Origin of the sequence: Aminobacter carboxidus, from assembly GCF_014863355.1 — a bacterium.
In the GTDB taxonomy this organism is placed as follows: domain Bacteria; phylum Pseudomonadota; class Alphaproteobacteria; order Rhizobiales; family Rhizobiaceae; genus Aminobacter; species Aminobacter carboxidus.
In genome coordinates this window covers 598,606-612,254 of sequence record NZ_JACZEP010000002.1, presented here as the reverse complement: position 1 = coordinate 612,254, position 13,649 = coordinate 598,606, and the positions used below count along the sequence as shown (strand labels likewise).

Here is a 13,649-nt window from a genome sequence, read left to right as displayed (position 1 = left end):
GGGGGAGGATGCTGATGGCCGCGAAAGACACGCCAATCGTAATCAAGAAATACGCCAACCGCCGACTCTACAACACCGGCACGAGTACTTACGTCACGCTCGAGGACCTGGCCGAAATGGTCAAGAAGGGCGAAGAGTTTACCGTGCAGGACGCCAAGACCGGCGAGGACATCACCCATCCGGTGCTGACCCAGATCATCTTCGAACTGGAGAACAAGGACGGCCAGAACATGCTGCCGATCCCCTTCCTCAGGCAGCTGATCTCCTATTATGGCGACCAGATGCAGATGGTCGTGCCGAGCTTCCTCGAACAGTCGATGCTGGCCTTCTCCAAGGAGCATGAGCGCTTCCGCGAGCAGATGAAGTCGACCTTCGGCAAAGCGCCGATCGACATGATGAAGGGCGCCGCGCCGATCAAGGCGCTGGAAGAGCAGACGCGCCGCAACATGGAGCTGTTCCAGAACGCGATGCGCATGTTCACCCCCTTCCCGATGCCTGGCACAGGTGCCGCAACGCCTGCCGAGCCCGCGCGGAAGGAAGCACCCGAAAAGCCGGACGAGCTCAAGGAGCTCAAGGACCAGCTTGCCGCGATGCAGCGCAAGATCGATTCTATGGGGTGAGACGCGGTCGGCCAAAGGCCGACGGAAAGCCAATTGCTTGGCTTTCCGAGCGTCGAACGCCCTGAGCCATGCGAAGGGCCGGAGGACCTCTCCAATCCTGGGGTGAAGCGAAGCTTCAGTGTCCAGGGGTGCTGGATCAGTTCACACCTCTCCCACCCATTCAGGTAAGGCAGTTTCAACCGGATGCAGGGTTTTGCCCGGCGTCCGGAGCGTGTTTGCTAGACGGCCATCAATATCATCAGGAGGAATGACCATGACCGAACTGACGCTGGCCAAGGCCAACGCCATCATCGACACCGCCTTTGCACTCGGCGCCGAGCAGAAGTTCAAGCCGCTGGGCGTCGCCGTGCTTGACGCGGGCGGCCACCTGCTTGCCTTCCAGCGCCAGGACGGATCGCCCTTTATTCGCGCCGAAGTGGCATCGGGCAAGGCCTATGGCGCACTCGCCGTGGGCTCGAGCTCGCGGGCGCTCGGCGTTGCCGCTGTCGAGCGGCCGCACTTCTTCCAGGGGCTTTCGGCGGTATCTGGCGGCAAGATCGTGCCGGTACCGGGCGGCGTGCTGATCCGCAACAAGAATGGCGACGTGCTCGGCGCGGTCGGCATTTCGGGCGATACGTCGGACAATGACGAGCTGGCAGCGATGGCCGGCATCGAATCGGCCGGCTTCGTCGCCAAGGTCTGATCGGCGAGCGCGTCCCCGTGAGGACGCGCTCCTACTCGCGGCCGAAGGTGACGTCGCGGCTGGCGGAGCGCAGAGAAACCGAGAAGCCGGCCAGAACGTCGAGCAATGCGATCACCATCAAGGTGAAGAACACCGGGTGCGCGGCTCCGCGCACCAAAAGGAATTCGACCAGGAACGCGACGAAGACAAAGGTCGACAGCAGATGGTCGACCACGGATGCGTTGCTGGTGCGCGTCGACTTCACGATCTCGACGAACAGCAAAAGCAAACCGACGACGACCAGCAGATTGCCGAGCGTCAACGTGAAGACGCCGCCCGACATCATGTTGAGCGACAAAATCTCGCCCGACCACGGGTCGCCGTTCACGCCGCTGCCGAACAGGCCGGCAAGCCCCATGTTGAACAGGATGAAGGGGATGATCAGAAGGGGAATGCCCGCGAGCATGGACCGGTCTCCGTGTTGCGCCGGCATCTTCTAGAATCCCCTGCCGCCCGGGCGTCAAGAGAATTCAGCACCATGCAGACACGCAAAAAGAAAGGACCGGCCTACTAGCCGGTCCTTTCCCGATACGCTCGCTTGGGCTAAAGCCGCCTGGCTTTCCCCTGGGAAAAGCTGCTTAGCTTTCCTTGGGCGTCAGAACCTGGCGACCGCGGTACATGCCGGTCTTCAGGTCGATGTGGTGCGGACGGCGCATTTCGCCGGAATTCTTGTCCTCGACATAGGTCGGGGCCTTCAGCGCGTCGGCCGAGCGGCGCATGCCGCGCTTGGACGGGGAGGTTTTTCGTTTTGGAACAGCCATGGATATACTCCACCAATCGGTCAAATGACCCTGTCCGCCCTCGTGAAAGGGCCGCGCATGGGCCGGAAACTGAGAAAGTTGGCGAGCCTATACACGGCGAAAGCAGGCTTGACCAGCCCGAAGCGACTCTTTTTTCGGTCCTGTGGGCGCCAATCTAATCCAGGCACTGCACATAGGCGCCAGCCTTGCCGGCACGGCGCTCGATGACCGATGCGAGCCGCTTGAGACCAGGCCCCGGCTTGGCCGGATTGCGCGCCGCGGGATTGGGCAAGGTCACCGCCAGAAGCGCTGCCTGGCGCCGCGAAAGCTGGCTCGCCGGCTTGCCGAAATAATGCTGAGACGCCGCCTCGACGCCATAGATGTTGGGGCCCCACTCGGCGATGTTGAGATAGATCTCCATGATCCGCCGTTTCGGCATCAGGGCATCGAAATAGATCGCCAGCGGCAGCTCGACCACCTTGCGCAGGAAAGAGCGGCCATTCCACAGATAGAGGTTCTTGACCGTCTGCATCGGGATCGTCGAGGCGCCGCGGGTCGCCTCGCCTTCAAGCGCGTCGTTGATGACGCCGCGCAGTTCGCCGAGGTCGATGCCCTTATGGAAGCAGAACTGGCCGTCCTCGGACATGATGACGGAATGCGCCATGACGGGCGCGATGTCGTCGAGCGGCACCCATTGGCGGTCATAGCCCTGGAGCGTGACCAGATCCTTGATCATCAGCGTCGAGATCGGGCGCACGACGGGAGGCAGATAAAGCATGGTCAGCACGACCGGCAGCGCGATCATGATGGCGGCGACCAGCGCACCGAGCCGCACCCAGCGGCGCAGGCTTCCGCGCGAGAAAATCCCGCGTCGCGCTGCTGCCATGTCCAGCCTTTCGGTTTCCGGCTCTATGATCGGTTCCGACAACCCGTCCGCCCTGCCTTGTCAGCCTTTTGGCATAAAGGCGCTTGGCTTCTTGCGCAACGTCTGACTGTCGGCTACCGCTCGCCGCCATGACGATCGATAGCGATATCATGTTCGAAACCATCCTGCGCATGCGCGCGGAAGCTGTCGATGCGCAGTTGCGGCAGTTGCTGGACCAACGCGCCCTGCCCGGCGAGATTGCCCGCCCCGGGCACCTGATGGCTGCCATGCGCCACGGCGTGCTCAACGGCGGCAAGCGGCTCAGGCCGTTCCTCGTGCTGGAGAGTGCGGCCCTATTCGACGCCGATGGCGAGGCGGCGCTGCGCGTCGCCACAGCACTCGAATGCGTGCATTGCTATTCGCTGATCCATGACGATCTGCCGGCGATGGACGACGACGACCTGCGCCGCGGCCAGCCAACGGTGCACAAGGCCTTCGACGAGGCGACCGCGATCCTCGCCGGCGACGGCCTGCTGACCTTTGCCTTCGACATCATCGCCGATGAAGCGACGCCGCTGCCGGCAGATCGCCGCTCAGCCCTTGTGCTGGCGCTCGCCCGCGCGGCCGGCCCCGGCGGCATGGTCGGCGGCCAGGCCCTCGACCTCGACGCCGAGCGCAACAAGCCCGACGAAGCCGGCATCATCCGTTTGCAGGCAATGAAGACAGGCGCTTTGATCCGCTTCGCCTGCGAGGCCGGCGCCATCGTCGCCGGCGCATCGGCCGACGAACGCGAAAGGCTGGCCGAATTCGGCTCGGCGATCGGCCTTGCCTTCCAGCTTGCCGACGACCTGCTCGATCTCACCGCCGACGCCGAGACGATGGGCAAGGCGACCGGCAAGGATGCTGCCGCCGGCAAAGCGACGCTTGTTTCGCTGCACGGCCCCAACTGGGCCCGCTCCCAGCTCGTTGGCCTGGTCAACCAGGCGCACGACTTGCTGGAACCCTTCGGCGAGCGTGCAGTCATGCTCAAGGCTGCCGCAAGTTTCATTGCCGAGCGCAACAACTGACCTTTACTTCATCTGACAAGCAACAATCTCCCGGACAAGTTGTGCGGGTCAGAAACTCTTAATGTTAATGGTGTCTATTCCGGCTCTGTAAATTTGTGCGTATGTGTTTGGGGTTGCGCATGCCGGAGCACTCGTCCTTCATCCGTTCGATACGGATCAGATACCTTTCGGGGCTCCTGATCTTCGCACTGACTTCCATCGCCGTGATGTTGGCCTTCAGTCAGGGCAATACATATCGCCGCGATGTCGATGCCATTGCCTCGGAGCTTCAGCTGTTTGCACGCGAACTGCGCAACGCCAGCAGTTTCGCCGAGACGACGAACGCCGCCTGGCGGCCCGAAACGCAGCAGGCGCTCGCCGCTGCCGCGCACAACCATGCCGTCCGGCTCGACGTCCGCATCAACCACCTGGCCAGCACCATCGACGCGATACGCCCACACCTGTCGGACAAGTCCGTGCGCGAGCTCGACAGCGCCGCGATCAACGGCGATCTGTTCTGGTCGGCCCGTGACATCGCCCGCAATCTCGGCGCGCTCGCCAGCGCCCAGAATTCCGACGAGTGGAGCTATCGCGAAATCCGCAACCAGAACGACCTGTTTGCCCAGCCGATGCTGCTGCGCGCCACCGCCGCCATGGAGAACGAGCGCCGTTACGCAGAGACCCGCAGCGACGGGCTGCTGACGACCGCAGCGGCATTGCTCGTCCTGGTCATCGGCGGTGTCGCTGTCTGGGTATTCAAGCCGATGGAGAATGCCATCCGGCGTGCCTTCGCCGAAACTGCCGAGTCGCTGTCGAAAGCTGAGGCTGCCGATCGCGCCAAATCGGAATTCCTCGCCAATATGAGCCACGAGATCCGCACGCCGATGAACGGCGTGCTCGGCATGGCCGAGCTTCTGGCGCGAACAGACCTGACGCCGCGCCAGAAGACCTTCACCGAAGTCATCGTGAAATCGGGCAATGCCCTTTTGACGATCATCAACGACGTGCTCGACTTCTCCAAGATCAACGCTGGCCAGCTGACACTCGACCCCGCCCCGTTCCATCTCGGCGAGGCGGTCGAGGATGTCGCGACCCTGATCTCGGCGCGCGTCGCCGAAAAGAACCTCGAGCTCATCGTCCGCGTCGACCCACGCCTGCCGACCCACCTGACAGGCGATGTCGGCCGCTTCCGCCAGATCATCACCAACATGCTGGGCAATGCGGTCAAGTTCACCGAGCGGGGTCATGTGCTTGTCGATGTCACGGGCAAAGCCATCGATGGGACCGTGACGCTGAACATCCGTGTCGAGGACACCGGCATCGGCATCCCGGCCGACAAGCTGCAGAGCGTGTTCGAGAAATTCGCCCAGGTCGACGGCAGCTCGACGCGTCGCCACGAAGGCACCGGCCTCGGGTTGGCCATCGCTGCGCGCCTTGTCGACCTGATGGGTGGCCGGATCGGCGTCGAAAGCGAGCTCGGCAAGGGTTCGGTATTCTGGTTCACCGCCGTGCTGCCTGTCTATGAAGCGCAGCAGACCAACAACGTCGTGCCGGTCGACGTCACCGGCGCGCGCGTGCTGGTCATCGACGACAATCCGGTCAACCGCGAAATCCTGCTCGAACAGCTGAAAAGCTGGGGCTTCGATTGCGCCGCGGCCGAAAGCGGCGCCATCGGCCTCGCCTTCCTCGACCGTGCCGCCCAGTTGGGCGCCAGCGTCGACTGCGTCATCCTCGACTACCAGATGCCTGGTATGAACGGTGCCGACGTCGCCAAGTCAATCGCCGCCGACAGCCGCATCTCGTCGATCCCGGTGGTGCTCCTGACCTCCGTCGACCAGATCGATTTCTCCCGCATGGTGCTCGATTTCGGCATTGCCGCGCACCTGACCAAGCCCGCTCGCTCGGCCGTACTGCTCGGCACCGTGATCGCCACGGTGCAAAAGGCTCGTTCGCAGGCCGGCCGCACCGAATTCGTGCGCGAACCTGTCCGCCACGCACCGCCTCCGGCCTTCACCGTCATTCGCGGCCCAGCGCCCGCACCGCTCGTCCAGCCGGAACCGGCAGCACTGCAAAGCGCAGGGCTCGACGTCCTGGTGGCCGAGGACAACGAGGTCAACCAACTCGTCTTCGGCCAGATCCTGTCCGGCCTCGGCCTCAGCCATCGCATCGCCGGCAATGGCCGCACGGCGGTGGAGATGTACCGCACTTTCAAGCCGAAGCTGATCCTGATGGACGTTTCGATGCCGGAGATGAACGGCTACGAGGCAACGCGCGCCATCCGCATCGAAGAGGCGGCCAATGGCGGCCGCACGCCGATCATCGGCGTGACCGCGCATGCGCTGAAAGGCGACCGCGAGAAGTGCATCGACGCCGGCATGGACGACTACCTGCCCAAGCCGGTATCGCCCGACAAGCTCGGCGCCAAGATCGGGACGTGGCTGAGCGAAAGCGCGGAGCTCGCCCAGTCGGCATAGGCGCGACCCCAGTTCTACCAATGACTGCATGGCTATGACTTCTTTATATCTTGGGGTGTCCGCCTCTCTCGAATCCTGATGCGGTGGCTTTTACCTTCCTGACGCGACCGGACGACGGCGATCTCGCCGCTCCGGCGCGAACAACAAGGAAGTAAAAGATGCTTCGCACCCAGATACCGGATCGGTTCGTCAGCGCACGGACCGTTGAGCCCACGCACCGCGAGCCCGCCAATGACGGCAGGCCGGTCAAGGGCCAGACCGAACCCTTCATGTTTACCCGCCTGTTTTTCGTGGCCGGCGTGCTGTTGGGCGGGCTGGCGCTGGCCACGATGCTTTCAAGCTGACGATGGAGATCTCGGACGTGATTTCGGTCGAGGACGTGGTCCTCGACCTCCGGCCGGAGAGCAAGACGCGGCTGCTCAAAGCGCTTGCGGCCCAGGCAGCGTTGCGTACCGGCTGTCCCGCCGCCGAGATCAGCTCGGTGCTTGCAGCCCGGGAAAGGCTCGGCTCGACCGGGCTTGGCCAGGGTGTGGCGATCCCTCATGCCAGGATACCAGGGCTACGGAGGCCGTATGGCGCATTTGCACGCCTCGCTGCTCCCTGCCCGTTCGAGGCCATCGATGACCGCGATGTCGATCTTGTCGTGTTGTTGTTGTTGCCGGAGGCTTCGCCGCAGGAACATCTCAACGTGCTGGCGAAAATCGCCCGGCGGCTGCGCGACGTCGAAGTGGTGATGCGTCTGCGCAAGGCTGCCGATGCTACGACGGCACATCGCCTGCTGACAGACCAACCGCCACTCAAGAGTTCAGCGGCAGCCTGAACAAATCGGCCGTCAACGGTTCCTGACCACGATGCAGGCGCCGCCGATGCTGCGCAGGCTCTGGCAGATCCGGCCGGCTTCGCTGCGATCGTCGGCACCGATGCGCACGGCATAGATGCCGCGCCGGCCAATCGGCGTGCGCACCCGGCTGACGACGGGTTCATGCGCCGAAAGCAACTTCAAAAACCGCCCTTCGAGCCGCTGCCATTGCCTGATCGCCGCCGAGCGGCGGAAGTTGCCGGCGACCTGGATGCCCCATGGCTTCACATGCACGCTCGCCATGGCGATGGTCTGGGACATGATGACCCTGAGGTTCTGGCAGGCCACCGAGAAAGACATCTTCGGATCGAGTGGCCGGTTGGTTCCGGCGTAAGCCTTGTCGGCGAAGTTGTCGGCCGGCTCGCCCATGATGTCGAGCACATAGTCCTCGGTTTCGAGCGGCAGGAAGCCGCCTGATGATAGCCAGCGCGCAACGCGGTTTTCGCCGGCATTGTAGGCAGCGGCGGCCAGGCCGAGATTGCCGAAGCCGGACTTGAGTTCGCCGAGATAGCGCGCCGAAGCCGGGATCGCCTGCTCCATGTCGAACGGATTGGCGAGGCCGCGCATCGCAGCGGTCCCCGGCATGAACTGGGCAATGCCTTCCGCCCCCGCCGGGCTCACGGCGTTCGGATCGAAGCGGCTTTCTTTCCAGATCAGCCGGGCGAAGAACTCGCTTGGCAGGCCGTGGCGCCGGGCATGCGTGTCGATGAGCTCACAGACGTGCGCGGCATGGGCCTTTTTCGGCGAGCGCGGCGGGTCGGCCAGTACCGGAGCGCATGCGGCCAGCGAAACGAGGAAAGCCAGCGCTGTCCTCGACAGGTTCCGCATCCCTATTCGGCTGCCGCCTGGCCGCCCCGGCCAAAACGCTGCTCGATATAGTCGGCGACCATCTTTTCGAAATCGGCAGCGATGGCGGGCCCGCGCAGCGTCGCGGCCTTCTTGCCGTCGATGAACACCGGCGCAGTCGGGGTTTCGCCGGTGCCCGGCAAGGAGATGCCGATGTCGGCATGCTTGGATTCGCCCGGGCCGTTGACGATGCAGCCCATCACCGCGACCTTCAGCATTTCGACGCCGGGATACTTCTCACGCCACACCGGCATGTTCTTGCGCAGGTCGTCCTGGATGTTCTGGGCCAGCTCCTGGAACACCGTCGAGGTGGTGCGACCGCAGCCCGGGCATGCCGCGACGATCGGCACGAACTGGCGGAAGCCCATCGTCTGCAGCAGTTCCTGCGACACCTGGACTTCCTTGGTGCGGTCGCCATTGGGCTCAGGCGTCAGCGAGATACGGATCGTGTCGCCGATGCCTTGCTGCAAAAGGATGCCCATCGCGGCCGACGACGCAACGATGCCCTTCGAGCCCATGCCGGCTTCGGTCAGGCCGAGATGCAGCGCGTGGTTGGAGCGGGCGGCAAGCATGGTGTAGACGGCGATCAGGTCCTGGACGCCGCTGACCTTGGCCGACAGGATGATGTTTTCGCGCGGCAGGCCGATCTCTTCGGCGAGATCAGCCGAAATCAGCGCCGACTGCACGATGGCCTCGTGCATCACCTGGCTGGCAGTGAGCGGCGAGCCGTTCGCCTGGTTCTCGTCCATCAGCCTGGTCAGCAGGTCCTGGTCGAGCGAACCCCAATTGACGCCGATGCGCACCGGCTTGTCGTAGCGGATCGCCATCTCGACGATGTCTGCGAACTGCTTGTCCTTCTTTTCCTTGAACCCGACATTGCCCGGGTTGATGCGGTACTTGGCAAGCGCCTCGGCGCAGGCAGGATGGTCGGCCAGAAGCTTGTGGCCGATGTAATGGAAGTCGCCGACCAGCGGCACCTGGATGCCGAGCCTGGCGAGGCGGTCGCGGATATGCGGAACGGCGGCAGCGCTCTCGTCACGGTCGACGGTGATGCGCACGATTTCCGAGCCGGCCCGATGCAGGGCGGCAACCTGCGCGACCGTCTTGTCGATGTCGGCCGTGTCGGTGTTGGTCATCGACTGCACGACGACAGGTGCTTCGCCACCAACGATCACGCCGCCGACGCTGACGCCGACCGACTTGCGGCGGGGAAATGGGGACGAAAAATAGCCGGTCATCGGACGGCCTTCTTGAAAGCTCGAGGTATCCGCGCCTGAGGTGGCGCGCGCTGCGCGCGATGTCAATATCGCAGGTGGTCGCGCCCGCCAAGGGCGGAACAGGACCAGCCGTTAACCTGGCTGCAAGCGGCGAGATGAACAACTGTCCCCGATGCTGTAATGTGGCCTGATATCCATGGGGGATTTCATGGCAGCATCGCTCCGCAGTCCCATCTTGCCGCTTGTCGCCTTGTCGGTTCTGCTGGTTTGCGCCGATGCCCGCGCCCAGGCAATCGAACCCGGCAAGGAAGGCGAACTCGCCAATCTGATCCCGCCCGAAGCCGGCGCCCGTGCCTGCTTCGGCCGCGTCTACGATGAGGCGCATCTCAAGACGCACCCCAGGCAGCAGGTGACGGAGATGCAGTTCCGCCTCGCTTATTACATCCATGATCCGGACGCGTTTTTCCCCAAGGGGCAGCGCAACTACTATTTCGAGGTCCTGGCCCGGCTGCGCGGCCACAAACAGCCGAAGCCGTTCAGCGCGATGGGCGAATGCGGCCTGAGAGATGACGGCAAGTCGATCTTCTGTGGCGTCGATTGCGACGGCGGCGGCGTGATGGTCAAACGCAACGGCGACGGCAAGATCATGCTCGATCTCGAGGCGCTCGGCCGGCTGCGCATGACATCGGACTGCGGCGAGGGCGAAGAGGGCGGCATCGAGCTGTCATCGGGTGCCGACGACAAGCGTTTCCTGCTGTCGAAACTCCCCGCATCAGAGTGCCCGGCCTACGACGACTGGTAGAAAAAGCGCGGGTCCCACCCCACAATTTCACGAAACTGTGCGACGGCGGTGCTTCTTTTGCGCCGCACAGCACGTATATGTTGCATCGCACCATATAGATTACCGAAGGATTTTCCTGCATGACCGCGACCAGGACCGCCATCGTCACCGGCTCGACTTCCGGCATCGGCCTCGCCATCGCCGAGGCATTTGCCCACGACGGCATGAACGTCGTCATCAACTCCTTTTCCGATACGCCGGCCGACCATGCCATCGCCGAGCGGCTGTCAAAGCAGCACAAGGCCGAGGTCGTCTACATCAAGGCGGACATGTCGAAGGCGGCGGAATGCCGGGCGCTGGTCGCCAAGGCCGCCGAACAGTTCGGCTCCGTCGACATTCTCGTCAACAATGCCGGCATCCAGCACGTCGCCCCGGTCGAGGACTTTCCGATCGAGAAGTGGGACGCCATCATCGCCATCAACCTGACGTCGGCGTTTCACACCACCGCGGCCGCAATCCCGTTGATGAAGAAGGCCGGCGGCGGCCGTATCATCAACATCGCCTCGGCGCATGGCCTTGTCGCCTCAGCCTACAAGTCGGCCTATGTCTCGGCCAAGCACGGCATCATGGGCCTGACCAAGACGGTGGCGCTGGAGCTGGCGCAGGAAAAGATCACCTGCAACGCCATCTGCCCCGGCTATGTGCTGACCCCGCTGGTCGAAGCACAGATCCCCGACCAGATGAAGGCGCATAACATGGACCGCGAGACGGTGATCCGCGAGGTCATGCTCGACCGCCAGCCGACCAAGGAATTCGTCACCGTCGAGCAGATCGCAGCGACCGCGGTCTTCCTCGCTTCCCCGGCAGCAAGCCAGATCAACGGCACGCACATCTCGGTGGATGGTGGCTGGACGGCCCAGTGAGGCAGCCTCCGCCAAGCGGGCAAAAGAATCCAAACCAAAGGAATAATGACGCCATGACTGGAAACGGCAAGGCGGAGGAGAACAAACCGATCAACATCGCACTTCAGGGCGGCGGCTCGCACGGGGCCTTCTCCTGGGGCGTGCTCGACCGCTTGCTGGAGGATGGCCGGCTCGACATCAAGGCGGTGTCGGGCACAAGTGCTGGTGCGATGAACGCTGTGGCGCTGGCCGACGGCTGGGTGCGCGGTGGCGCCGACGGCGCGCGCGCGAAACTCGCCGATTTCTGGCGCGCGGTGGCGCGCAAGGGTCGCTTCAGCCCGGTGCAGCGTTCGCCCTGGGATGTGCTGTGGGGCAACTGGTCGATCGAAAACACGCCCGGCTACATCTGGTTCGACACCATGTCGCGGGTGCTGTCGCCTTACGTCGCCAACCCGTTGAACCTCAACCCGCTGCGCGACGTCGTCGCCGAAGAGATCGACTTCGCCAATGTCCGTGCCTGCAAGGACATCGACCTGTTCATTTCGGCGACCAATGTCGAAACCGGCCAGCTGCGCGTGTTCAGCGACGGCGAGATCGACCTCGATACGGTGATGGCCTCGGCCTGCCTGCCGCAGATCTTCCAGGCAGTGGAGATCAAGGGCGTGCCCTATTGGGACGGCGGCTATGGCGGCAATCCGGCGATCTACCCGTTTTTCAAGGCCAATGACACCGACGACGTGCTGCTCGTCCAGATCAACCCTGTCATCCGCGAGCAGACGCCCAAGACGGCCAACGAAATCCAGAACCGCATCGACGAGATCACCTTCAACGCCGGGCTGCTGCGCGAATTCCGCGCCATCGCCTTCATCAAGGAGCTGATCGCCGCCGGACGCCTGCCGCATGGCGAGTTTCGCGACATTCGCATGCATCGCATCGATGCCGACGAAGCCTTCAAGGATCTTTCGGCGTCGTCGAAGGTCAACGCCGAATGGGCGTTCCTCGAATACTTGCGCGACCTTGGCCGCACCTCGGCCAGCGACTGGCTCGAGGACAACTTAGATTCGGTTGGCACGAAGGCCACACTCGACCTATCCGGGCAACTCGACGATGGCTTCAAGCCGCTGCACGGACCCTCCGTCGGACGTCGCGTACGCGAGTTTCTGGCCACAAGGGCCAAGCCGGCCGCCGTTCGCCAACACAACTAACCCGCGAAAATACGGCTTTTCGGCGCGACAACCGCAGCGTGCTGACATCTCCTGCCAGTTTTGTCAGGATGATGTTCCCATTCTTTTTTATCACTATTTTGCGAACTACATTTGATGTAGAAGACGCCCTTCCGCCACTTTGCCCCCGCGGCGGATTGAATGCGGTATTGCGCGCCACCATATCGGGGCGACGCGCCAGGCAAGATGGCGGTAGCCGCAACCGTCCTTAACGGATAACGACAATGTCGAAGATTAGGTTCCATAAGCTTGCAGCCTTGGTCGTGCTCGTGGCATTCGCCGCGTGGATGGGCACTGGCGAATTCTCCTCGGTGGGGAGCGCGCAGACATCCCCCGAAGAAAAACCTGCCGTAGCCGAGACACCCAAGGTACCCCTGCGAACCGTGATGGTCGTGGCGCCGCCGCGTGTCGAGCACGCCCGCGCCATCCGCATCTCCGGCCAGACCGAAGCAGAGAAGCGCGCGACACTTGCCACCCGCGCGGCCGGCATCATTGCCGAACTGCCGGTCAAGCAGGGCGACCACATCAAGCAGGGCGACCTGATTTTGATGCTCGATGCCGAAGAGAAGGCTGCTGCGGTTGAAACATCCAAGGCCGTGCTGTCGCAGCGCAAAGCCGAATGGGAAGCCGCCCAGAAGCTGACCAAAGCGGGCTCGGCGGCCAAGCTGACCGGCGACATTGCATGGTCCAACTACCAGACCGCCCAGTCGCAGCTCCAGGCATCCGAGGCCGAGCTGTCGCGTAACCAGGTCAAGGCACCCTTCAACGGCGTCGTTGATCGCGTCTCCGTGGAGCTTGGCTCCTCGGTCGCCCAGGGCGGCGAAGTTGCCACGATCCTCAGCCTCGACCCGATCCTCGCCAAGGGCGAGATCAGCGAGCGCGACCTACGCTACGTCAAGATCGGCGACGATGCCGATGTCAGCCTGATCAACGGTGAAGTGGTCAAGGGCAAGGTCCGCTACATCAGCCGCGACGCCACCGCCAAGACCCGCACCTTCCCGATCGAGATCGCGGTCCCGAACAAGGACAACGCCATCCCGGCCGGCATGACCGCAGAGATCACCGTGCGCGCCGATCCCACCGACGCCGTGGTGTTACCACGTTCGGTGGTGACGCTGGGCAAGAATGGCGACCTCGGCATCCGCGCCATCGACGCGGCCTCGAAGGTGGTGTTCTACCCGATCGACCTGGTCGACGACACCCAGAAGGGTCTCGTGCTCGGCGGCATTCCCGCTGACGCCAAGATCATCATCGCCGGCCAGGACCTGGTCAAGGAAGGCGACGAAGTGCAGGCCCAGGTCGCTGATGAGGCGGCCCTCAAGAAACTCGCTGAAAGCGCGGCCGGGACACAGTAA

General features: G+C 63.5%; 15 protein-coding genes. 10 read left to right on the top strand and 5 right to left on the bottom strand.

Annotated features, from left to right (window positions below; translation table 11 throughout):
- The first annotated feature begins 14 nt into the window (after positions 1-14).
- Both phaR and IHE39_RS10620 read left to right on the top strand, forming a co-directional pair.
- A complete protein-coding gene (gene phaR / locus IHE39_RS10625; RefSeq protein WP_192566425.1) occupies positions 15-620 on the top strand; it encodes a polyhydroxyalkanoate synthesis repressor PhaR in 606 nt (201 codons plus the stop codon).
- Positions 621-873: 253 nt separating this feature from the next.
- Entirely contained in the window at positions 874-1,302 is a 429-nt protein-coding gene (locus IHE39_RS10620; protein ID WP_184767983.1) for a GlcG/HbpS family heme-binding protein, read from the top strand.
- 31 nt (positions 1,303-1,333) lie between these two features.
- On the opposite strand, the gene IHE39_RS10615 is transcribed toward IHE39_RS10620, so the two are convergent.
- From IHE39_RS10615 to mtgA, 3 genes are all read right to left on the bottom strand, one after another.
- Positions 1,334-1,747 carry a hypothetical protein gene (locus IHE39_RS10615; RefSeq protein ID WP_184767984.1) on the bottom strand — a complete coding sequence of 138 codons (414 nt, stop codon included), beginning with the start codon at positions 1,745-1,747 and terminating at the stop codon, positions 1,334-1,336.
- A gap of 172 nt (positions 1,748-1,919) precedes the next feature.
- Positions 1,920-2,102 (bottom strand): 50S ribosomal protein L32, encoded by a 183-nt coding sequence (gene rpmF, locus IHE39_RS10610; RefSeq protein WP_008834724.1) that lies wholly within the window; start codon positions 2,100-2,102, stop codon positions 1,920-1,922.
- Positions 2,103-2,256: 154 nt separating this feature from the next.
- Positions 2,257-2,967, bottom strand: a complete 711-nt coding sequence (gene mtgA, locus IHE39_RS10605) for a monofunctional biosynthetic peptidoglycan transglycosylase (RefSeq protein ID WP_184768580.1) — start codon at positions 2,965-2,967, stop codon at positions 2,257-2,259.
- Positions 2,968-3,116: 149 nt separating this feature from the next.
- Here mtgA and IHE39_RS10600 point away from each other — a divergent pair, with 149 nt between their 5' ends.
- From IHE39_RS10600 to IHE39_RS10585, 4 genes are all read left to right on the top strand, one after another.
- Positions 3,117-4,013 carry a polyprenyl synthetase family protein gene (locus IHE39_RS10600; RefSeq protein ID WP_434781297.1) on the top strand — a complete coding sequence of 299 codons (897 nt, stop codon included), beginning with the start codon at positions 3,117-3,119 and terminating at the stop codon, positions 4,011-4,013.
- 119 nt (positions 4,014-4,132) lie between these two features.
- On the top strand, positions 4,133-6,466 hold the full coding sequence (locus tag IHE39_RS10595) for a response regulator (protein ID WP_192566424.1): 2,334 nt from the start codon (positions 4,133-4,135) through the stop codon (positions 6,464-6,466).
- Positions 6,467-6,624: 158 nt separating this feature from the next.
- Complete coding sequence (locus IHE39_RS10590; RefSeq protein ID WP_192566423.1) at positions 6,625-6,810, top strand: hypothetical protein; 186 nt, start codon at positions 6,625-6,627, stop codon at positions 6,808-6,810.
- Positions 6,811-6,812: 2 nt separating this feature from the next.
- Positions 6,813-7,286, top strand: a complete 474-nt coding sequence (locus IHE39_RS10585; protein ID WP_184767988.1) for a PTS sugar transporter subunit IIA — start codon at positions 6,813-6,815, stop codon at positions 7,284-7,286.
- 12 nt (positions 7,287-7,298) lie between these two features.
- Here IHE39_RS10585 and IHE39_RS10580 read toward each other — a convergent pair whose 3' ends face one another.
- Positions 7,299-8,153, bottom strand: coding sequence for a lytic transglycosylase domain-containing protein (locus tag IHE39_RS10580; RefSeq protein ID WP_192566422.1), 855 nt, complete (start codon positions 8,151-8,153; stop codon positions 7,299-7,301).
- A gap of 2 nt (positions 8,154-8,155) precedes the next feature.
- On the bottom strand, positions 8,156-9,409 hold the full coding sequence (gene ispG / locus IHE39_RS10575; RefSeq protein ID WP_192566421.1) for a flavodoxin-dependent (E)-4-hydroxy-3-methylbut-2-enyl-diphosphate synthase: 1,254 nt from the start codon (positions 9,407-9,409) through the stop codon (positions 8,156-8,158).
- Between the two features lie 187 nt (positions 9,410-9,596).
- Here ispG and IHE39_RS10570 point away from each other — a divergent pair, with 187 nt between their 5' ends.
- The 4 genes from IHE39_RS10570 to IHE39_RS10555 all read left to right on the top strand — a co-directional run bounded on the left by IHE39_RS10570 (position 9,597) and on the right by IHE39_RS10555 (position 13,649).
- Positions 9,597-10,190 carry a hypothetical protein gene (locus tag IHE39_RS10570; protein WP_184767991.1) on the top strand — a complete coding sequence of 198 codons (594 nt, stop codon included), beginning with the start codon at positions 9,597-9,599 and terminating at the stop codon, positions 10,188-10,190.
- Positions 10,191-10,309: 119 nt separating this feature from the next.
- Complete coding sequence (locus IHE39_RS10565) at positions 10,310-11,092, top strand: 3-hydroxybutyrate dehydrogenase (RefSeq protein WP_184767992.1); 783 nt, start codon at positions 10,310-10,312, stop codon at positions 11,090-11,092.
- Positions 11,093-11,145: 53 nt separating this feature from the next.
- The gene (locus IHE39_RS10560) at positions 11,146-12,276 is read left to right on the top strand and encodes a patatin-like phospholipase family protein (protein ID WP_192566420.1); all 1,131 of its coding nucleotides are present in this window, start codon (positions 11,146-11,148) and stop codon (positions 12,274-12,276) included.
- Between the two features lie 242 nt (positions 12,277-12,518).
- Complete coding sequence (locus IHE39_RS10555) at positions 12,519-13,649, top strand: efflux RND transporter periplasmic adaptor subunit (protein ID WP_184767994.1); 1,131 nt, start codon at positions 12,519-12,521, stop codon at positions 13,647-13,649.

Bases quoted from the DNA above. Each gene is read 5' to 3' on its own strand.
- IHE39_RS10600 (WP_434781297.1), top strand. From the start codon at position 3,117: ATGTTCGAAACCATCCTGCGCATGCGCGCGGAAGCTGTCGATGCGCAG.
- IHE39_RS10585 (WP_184767988.1), top strand. From the start codon at position 6,813: ATGGAGATCTCGGACGTGATTTCGGTCGAGGACGTGGTCCTCGACCTC.
- mtgA (WP_184768580.1), bottom strand. From the start codon at position 2,967: ATGGCAGCAGCGCGACGCGGGATTTTCTCGCGCGGAAGCCTGCGCCGC.
- phaR (WP_192566425.1), top strand. From the start codon at position 15: ATGGCCGCGAAAGACACGCCAATCGTAATCAAGAAATACGCCAACCGC.
- rpmF (WP_008834724.1), bottom strand. From the start codon at position 2,102: ATGGCTGTTCCAAAACGAAAAACCTCCCCGTCCAAGCGCGGCATGCGC.
- IHE39_RS10595 (WP_192566424.1), top strand. From the start codon at position 4,133: ATGCCGGAGCACTCGTCCTTCATCCGTTCGATACGGATCAGATACCTT.
- IHE39_RS10590 (WP_192566423.1), top strand. From the start codon at position 6,625: ATGCTTCGCACCCAGATACCGGATCGGTTCGTCAGCGCACGGACCGTT.
- IHE39_RS10560 (WP_192566420.1), top strand. From the start codon at position 11,146: ATGACTGGAAACGGCAAGGCGGAGGAGAACAAACCGATCAACATCGCA.
- IHE39_RS10555 (WP_184767994.1), top strand. From the start codon at position 12,519: ATGTCGAAGATTAGGTTCCATAAGCTTGCAGCCTTGGTCGTGCTCGTG.
- IHE39_RS10570 (WP_184767991.1), top strand. From the start codon at position 9,597: ATGGCAGCATCGCTCCGCAGTCCCATCTTGCCGCTTGTCGCCTTGTCG.
- IHE39_RS10620 (WP_184767983.1), top strand. From the start codon at position 874: ATGACCGAACTGACGCTGGCCAAGGCCAACGCCATCATCGACACCGCC.
- IHE39_RS10615 (WP_184767984.1), bottom strand. From the start codon at position 1,747: ATGCTCGCGGGCATTCCCCTTCTGATCATCCCCTTCATCCTGTTCAAC.
- IHE39_RS10565 (WP_184767992.1), top strand. From the start codon at position 10,310: ATGACCGCGACCAGGACCGCCATCGTCACCGGCTCGACTTCCGGCATC.
- ispG (WP_192566421.1), bottom strand. From the start codon at position 9,409: ATGACCGGCTATTTTTCGTCCCCATTTCCCCGCCGCAAGTCGGTCGGC.
- IHE39_RS10580 (WP_192566422.1), bottom strand. From the start codon at position 8,153: ATGCGGAACCTGTCGAGGACAGCGCTGGCTTTCCTCGTTTCGCTGGCC.